Below are 6000 nucleotides of genomic sequence, written 5' to 3' on the forward strand. Positions count from 1 at the left end.
GTAAGAAAGCCCAGATTCATCTGGGCTTTTTTGTGGGTCGTCATATAGGCTTATCAATAAAACAGTTATTAAATATGCAAAAAAAGCATTTTGTTGATGAAGGAAAGCTGGTTATGCTAGTCGCCTTTATCATGAATTTACTAGCCGTACGCCATGTATTTATATACTGATTTCGATCAACAATTGATTAATCAACGTGTTGCTCAGTTCCGTGATCAAACAGAACGCTATTTAGCGGGAAAATTGACTGAAGATGAGTACCGTCCATTACGTTTGCAAAATGGTTTATATGTGCAACGCTATGCGCCAATGCTGCGTATCGCTGTGCCGTATGGCTTAATGAATTCTAAACAGTTACGTAAACTTGCAGAAATTGCGACTGAATATGATCGTGGTTATGCTCACGTCTCAACACGTCAAAATATCCAGTTGAACTGGCCTGCATTAGAAAATGTGCCTGATATTCTTGCTGAACTTGCAACTGTGCAAATGCATGCTGTTCAAACCTCTGGTAACTGTATCCGTAACACCACAACTGACCAATTTGCAGGTGTGGTTGCAGGTGAGGTCGCTGATCCACGTCCGACATGTGAATTAATTCGCCAGTGGAGTACTTTCCATCCTGAGTTTGCCTTTTTACCTCGTAAATTCAAGATCGCTGTTTCTGCTTTAGAAGAAAAAGATCGCGCGGCGACTGCATTCCACGATATTGGTATTTATCTGGTACGTAATGAAGCAGGCGAAATGGGTTATAAAATCATGGTTGGTGGTGGTTTAGGTCGTACACCAATTATTGGTAATGTCATTCGTGAATTTTTACCACGCGAAGATTTGATTGCTTATTTAGAGGCAACCTTACGTGTGTACAACTTACATGGTCGACGTGATAACAAGTATAAAGCGCGTATTAAAATCTTAGTTAAAGCATTAACGCCTGAAGTATTTGCACAAAAAGTTGAAGCTGAATTTGAGCACACCCGTGAAGCATTAAAGATTCAACCTGAAATCTTGAAAAAATTGGATCAAGAATTTACGCCATTTGATTATCAAGATTTAGAAGACCAAGATTTTACTGCATTGTTTGCTGAGTATCCAAAATTCAAACAATGGTTTAACGTCAACACCAATGCCCATAAGGTTAAAGGTTATCGTATCGTGACGATTTCTTTGAAACGGGCAGGTATTGCACCAGGTGATGTGACTTCTGAAGAAATGAACTTAATCGCAGATTTAGCGGATAAGTACACTTTTGGTGAGTTCCGTACCACACACGAACAGAATATTTCACTGGTCGATGTTCCCCAAAAAGATTTATTCGAATTGTGGCAAACACTTGACCAAAACGATATGGCGCGTGCGCATATTGGTTTTATTACGGACATTATTTGCTGTCCGGGTGGTGATTTTTGTTCATTGGCTAATGCCAAATCGATTCCAATTTCAGAAGCAATCACACGCCGTTTTGAAGACCTAGATACCGTCTATAATTTAGGTGAGTTGGATCTGAATATTTCGGGTTGTATGAATGCCTGTGGTCATCACCATGTCGGTAATATCGGAATCCTCGGTGTCGATAAAAAAGGTGCAGAATTCTATCAAATCACTTTAGGTGGGCATGCGGATCATGATGCATCGATTGGTGATATTTTAGGACCATCATTCGCTGCTGACGTTGTGCCTGATGTGATTGAAGAGATTTTGAATACTTATCTTGATCTACGTACAGAAGGTGAGCGTTTTATCGATACCTATCGCCGTGTTGGGATTCAACCATTTAAGGAGCGTGCTTATGCTTAATACAACGCTACAAGTGCTTTCTAAAGATGGCACGATTGCCGACAATACTTATCAAGTCATCACTGAAGATGGTGTGATTCCTCAAGGTGATGTGATTGTAACAACTGCACAAATCGATCAATTGGAAAATGTGCAAGGTAAAAAAGCACTTTATTTGACTGTGAATGATTCTCCTGAAACGCATCAATTTCCATTAAATGATTTTGATGCCATTTTTATTGAGTTTGCTGGCTTTAACGATGGTCGTGGTTATTCATTTGCTGCGTTATTGCGTCGTCAAGGTTACCAAGGTGAATTACGTGCGGTGGGCGATATCTTTAAGGATGTTTTAAATTATTTAAAACGCTCTGGATTTGATACCTTTGTGGTGAAAGAAGGTAAAGATATTCATGAAGCAGCAGCTGGGCTTCAAGATTTTACCAATCCTTATCAAGCTTCAACGGCTGTACCACAAGCAAGTTATCAGACTGGTGCATAAGTCGTCTGAAAAATAAAAAAGCTGAACTACGGTTCAGCTTTTTTTATGCGCAATATTTGAATGACATCATGATCGGGATCGTTATTCCGCATCAAGTTGACAGTTCACCATCCATTTCACGCCAAATTGATCGGTAAAAGCACCATACAATGCGCCCCAAAAGGTCTTTTCTAATGGCATTTCAATTTGACCATTGACGGACAGGGCGTCAAATAAACGTTGAGCCTCATCAATTTCATCAGCATCTAAATTGATGGATATATAGTGGTTATTTCCTTGTGTGAATACGCTATTTGGGGCACAAAATTGATCATTGACGTCTGAAGCCATCAGTACTGTAAAGTCATTGATCGGTAAAGAGACATGGAGAATGGAGTTTTTTTCCTCCTCAGTCAACGTTACACCTTCTTCCGGTGGTAGGTCACCATAGCGGCTGATCATTGCAAATTCACCACCAAAAACTGATTTGTAAAAGTTAAATGCTTGTTCGGTTTGTCCTTGAAAATTTAAATAATGATTCAGTTGCATGGGATAGCTCCATTGTTGTTTTTTTATACAATGCATAACATAGCGGGAATTTAACGATTGGTTGATTATTATTTTGTAATTCTGAAAATAAAAGATCCTGCATTAAGCAGGATCTTTTATTGAATCGCTTAGAGCTTAGATCAATTCGATCGCTACAGCCGTTGCTTCACCACCACCGATACAAAGTGCTGCAACACCTTTCTTACCGCCAGTGCGTTTAAGTGCATGGATCAGTGTCAGGATGATACGCGAACCTGTAGAACCCACAGGGTGACCAAGTGCACATGCACCACCATTGATATTTACTTTTTCTGCGTCGAGTTTGAAATCATCGATTGGGCACATGGTGACCATCGCAAACGCTTCATTGATTTCCCAAAGGTCAACTTCTTGTGCATCCCAACCTGCCTTTTTCAAGACTTTTTCGATTGCTCCAACTGGCGCAATGGTAAATTCAGATGGATGTTGAGAGTTTGAAGCCGTTGCTACGATTTTTGCTAAAGGTTGTAAACCACGCTGAGCGGCAACATCACTTGATGTTAATACTAAAGCAGATGCGCCATCAGAAATTGAGCTAGCATTGGCAGCGGTAATTGTACCGTCTTTAGCAAAAGCTGGTTTTAATGATGGAATTTTATCAATTTTTGCATTTAATGGTTGTTCATCTTGATCAACCACAACATCACCTTTGCGGCTTGATACAGTAACGGCAACGATTTCATCTTTGAAATAGCCTTCAGTAATGGCTTTTTGAGCACGTTTCAAAGAACGGATGGCAAAGTCATCCATTTGCTCACGAGTGTAACTACGCTGGTTTGCCATATCTTGGGCAAATGATCCCATTAAACGACCAGTTTCAGCATCTTCTAAGCCATCAAAGAACATGTGATCTTTAATTTCACCATGTCCCATGCGATAACCCGCACGCGCTTTCGGTAAAACATACGGTGCATTGGTCATTGATTCCATACCACCTGCAACCACGATTTCTGCACTGCCAGCTTTAATCATATCGGCTGCTTGCATAACCGCTTTCATGCCAGAACCACACAGCTTATTAATGGTTACTGCACCTGTAGAGTCTGGTAGACCCGCTTTACGCATTGCTTGGCGAGCAGGACCTTGTTTTAAGCCTGCTGGTAAAACGCAACCCATGATGACTTCTTCGACATCAGTTGGTTGTAGGCCTGAACGAGCAATTGCTTCTTTAATTGTGATTGCACCTAATTCTGGTGCAGTTACGCTTGATAAAGCACCTTGGAAGCCGCCCATTGCTGTACGAGCGCCGTTGACAATTACGATGTCAGTCATTATGTGTCTCCAGACTTATAGTTTGTAGCAAATAATTCGTTTGCAGAGAATGTTCAAAACCTATGCAGTATAGTAAAAAAAAGCAATGAAGAAAGTGTTTTACATCGCTTAAGCTAGACTGAACAGTTCTTAGCACGTGGCTAGAGGTTCAGGGGTAATGTGTCCCATTTGGCTTAATTTTATTCGAGTATGATATTTAGGCGAATTGGCGCAATAAAAGAAACTGCCATTTGAACCTCTCGGTAACCCACTATCGCCTTGGAAAGTAATCGAATTGATTCTTAGTGTGCCTCTCCAGTCTAAGCTTCCATATTTATAGTTGAGTGGTATGGCATAGAGGAGGGTTTCACTGGGGTCACGTTGTCGATTGTTATTTGTATCTATGAAGCTTATAAATCCTTTATTCCAGTCCCGATCACAGGTCAACAAATCTTGACTTGCGCACAGCGTCACATTTCTTCGGAGAGTTTGTGCATCCGATTTTGATTTTTGTATATGAATTGTGAGTGTTCTTTTAAGTTGATGAACTTCATTTGAAATCATTAAGTCATTAAAATGGGGCAGACTAAGGCTGACTAAAAGAGCAAGAATAGCGATACACGTGATTAATTCACTGATTGTAAAACCTAAAATTTTAAACATTGTTTGACCCATATAATGTTTCTGTAATTTTTTTATTAACAAAGTGTTAAGTAACCTTTGTATTTATTCGGTTAAGTTTAGTATTTAGACAAACTAATGATTACTTCGTACAGCAAAGGCTGCTAAAATCGAAAGAGTGAACAATAAGCTATTTAGGCTTTAGCTTTGAATTAAAAATTACTGAACTACAACGGAAATTGTAAGAAAATTTGTCAATAATTTACGAGGTTAAGGTTATCAAGCACTTGGAAAATTCATCAAGTGTTTGTATGATTCAAAGTGAAGTGAATAGCTTAAAAAAAATACTGTAGAACATACCTTGTTCTCAGGGGCCAAAAATCATAGGCTGAGCTTGAACAACAAACAATTGTTATCTCTGGAGGATATCCATGAAATTGAGTCGTATCGCACTTGCTATGCTTGTTGCTGCTCCCTTAGCTGCTGCTAATGCGGGCGTAACAATTACTCCATTATTGCTTGGTTACACATTCCAAGACACTAAACACAACAATGGTGATAAGCACTTAACTAACGGCGGTGAATTACAAGACGATTTATTCGTTGGTGCTGCTATTGGTGTGGAATTAACACCTTGGTTAGGTTTTGAAGTTGAATATAACCAAGTTAAAGGCGACGTTGATAGCGCTGCTGCTAACTCTGAATATAAGCAACAACAACTCAACGGTAACTTCTATGTTACTTCTGATTTGATCACTAAAAACTATGACAGCAAAATCAAACCTTATGTTTTATTAGGTGCTGGTCATTACAAATACTCGTTCACCGATGCAACTGACACTCAGTTAGGTCGTGATGGTCGTGGTTTGAAAGAAGAAGGTACTTTGGGTAATGCTGGTATCGGTGCTTTCTGGCGCTTGAACGATGCTTTATCTCTTCGTACTGAAGCTCGTGGTACTTATAACATCGATGAAGACTTCTGGAACTATACAGCACTTGCTGGTTTAAACGTAGTTCTTGGTGGTCACTTGAAGCCTGCTGCGCCAGTCGTAGAAGTTGCTCCAGTTGAACCAACTCCAGTTGCTCCACAGCCACAAGAGTTGACCGAAGATCTTAACATGGAACTTCGTGTATTCTTTGATACAAACAAATCAGACATCAAGCCACAATACAAGTCTGAAATTGCGAAAGTAGCAGAGAAATTAGCTGAGTACCCGAATGCGACAGCTCGTATTGAAGGTCACACAGATAACACTGGTCCACGTGCATTAAACGAACGTTTATCA

General features: G+C 40.0%; 6 protein-coding genes. 3 read left to right on the forward strand and 3 right to left on the reverse strand.

Annotated features, from left to right (window positions below; genetic code table 11):
• Positions 1-153 precede the first annotated feature (153 nt).
• Both EXE30_RS12450 and EXE30_RS12455 read left to right on the forward strand, forming a co-directional pair.
• A complete protein-coding gene (locus tag EXE30_RS12450) occupies positions 154-1797 on the forward strand; it encodes a nitrite/sulfite reductase (RefSeq protein WP_130162661.1) in 1644 nt (547 codons plus the stop codon).
• Complete coding sequence (locus EXE30_RS12455) at positions 1790-2275, forward strand: DUF934 domain-containing protein (RefSeq protein ID WP_130162662.1); 486 nt, start codon at positions 1790-1792, stop codon at positions 2273-2275. The genes EXE30_RS12450 and EXE30_RS12455 overlap by 8 nt, the downstream gene beginning before the upstream one ends.
• 81 nt (positions 2276-2356) lie before the next feature.
• On the opposite strand, the gene EXE30_RS12460 is transcribed toward EXE30_RS12455, so the two are convergent.
• The 3 genes from EXE30_RS12460 to EXE30_RS12470 form a co-directional block, all read right to left on the reverse strand.
• Complete coding sequence (locus EXE30_RS12460) at positions 2357-2803, reverse strand: VOC family protein (RefSeq protein ID WP_130162663.1); 447 nt, start codon at positions 2801-2803, stop codon at positions 2357-2359.
• A gap of 135 nt (positions 2804-2938) precedes the next feature.
• On the reverse strand, positions 2939-4114 hold the full coding sequence (locus EXE30_RS12465; protein WP_130162664.1) for a thiolase family protein: 1176 nt from the start codon (positions 4112-4114) through the stop codon (positions 2939-2941).
• Between the two features lie 129 nt (positions 4115-4243).
• Positions 4244-4756 (reverse strand): GspH/FimT family pseudopilin, encoded by a 513-nt coding sequence (locus EXE30_RS12470; RefSeq protein WP_171457370.1) that lies wholly within the window; start codon positions 4754-4756, stop codon positions 4244-4246.
• A 389-nt stretch (positions 4757-5145) separates the two neighbouring features.
• On the opposite strand from EXE30_RS12470, the gene EXE30_RS12475 reads away from it, so the two are divergent.
• Positions 5146-6000: OmpA family protein (locus EXE30_RS12475; RefSeq protein WP_130162666.1), on the forward strand; the 855-nt coding region annotated here is incomplete at its 3' end.

The sequence above is a fragment of the Acinetobacter halotolerans genome, from assembly GCF_004208515.1.
GTDB classification, from domain to species: domain Bacteria; phylum Pseudomonadota; class Gammaproteobacteria; order Pseudomonadales; family Moraxellaceae; genus Acinetobacter; species Acinetobacter halotolerans.

Coding starts and splice junctions, on each gene's coding strand:
- EXE30_RS12450 (WP_130162661.1), top strand. CDS start 154: ATGTATTTATATACTGATTTCGATCAACAATTGATTAATCAACGTGTT.
- EXE30_RS12455 (WP_130162662.1), top strand. CDS start 1,790: ATGCTTAATACAACGCTACAAGTGCTTTCTAAAGATGGCACGATTGCC.
- EXE30_RS12460 (WP_130162663.1), bottom strand. CDS start 2,803: ATGCAACTGAATCATTATTTAAATTTTCAAGGACAAACCGAACAAGCA.
- EXE30_RS12465 (WP_130162664.1), bottom strand. CDS start 4,114: ATGACTGACATCGTAATTGTCAACGGCGCTCGTACAGCAATGGGCGGC.
- EXE30_RS12470 (WP_171457370.1), bottom strand. CDS start 4,756: ATGTTTAAAATTTTAGGTTTTACAATCAGTGAATTAATCACGTGTATC.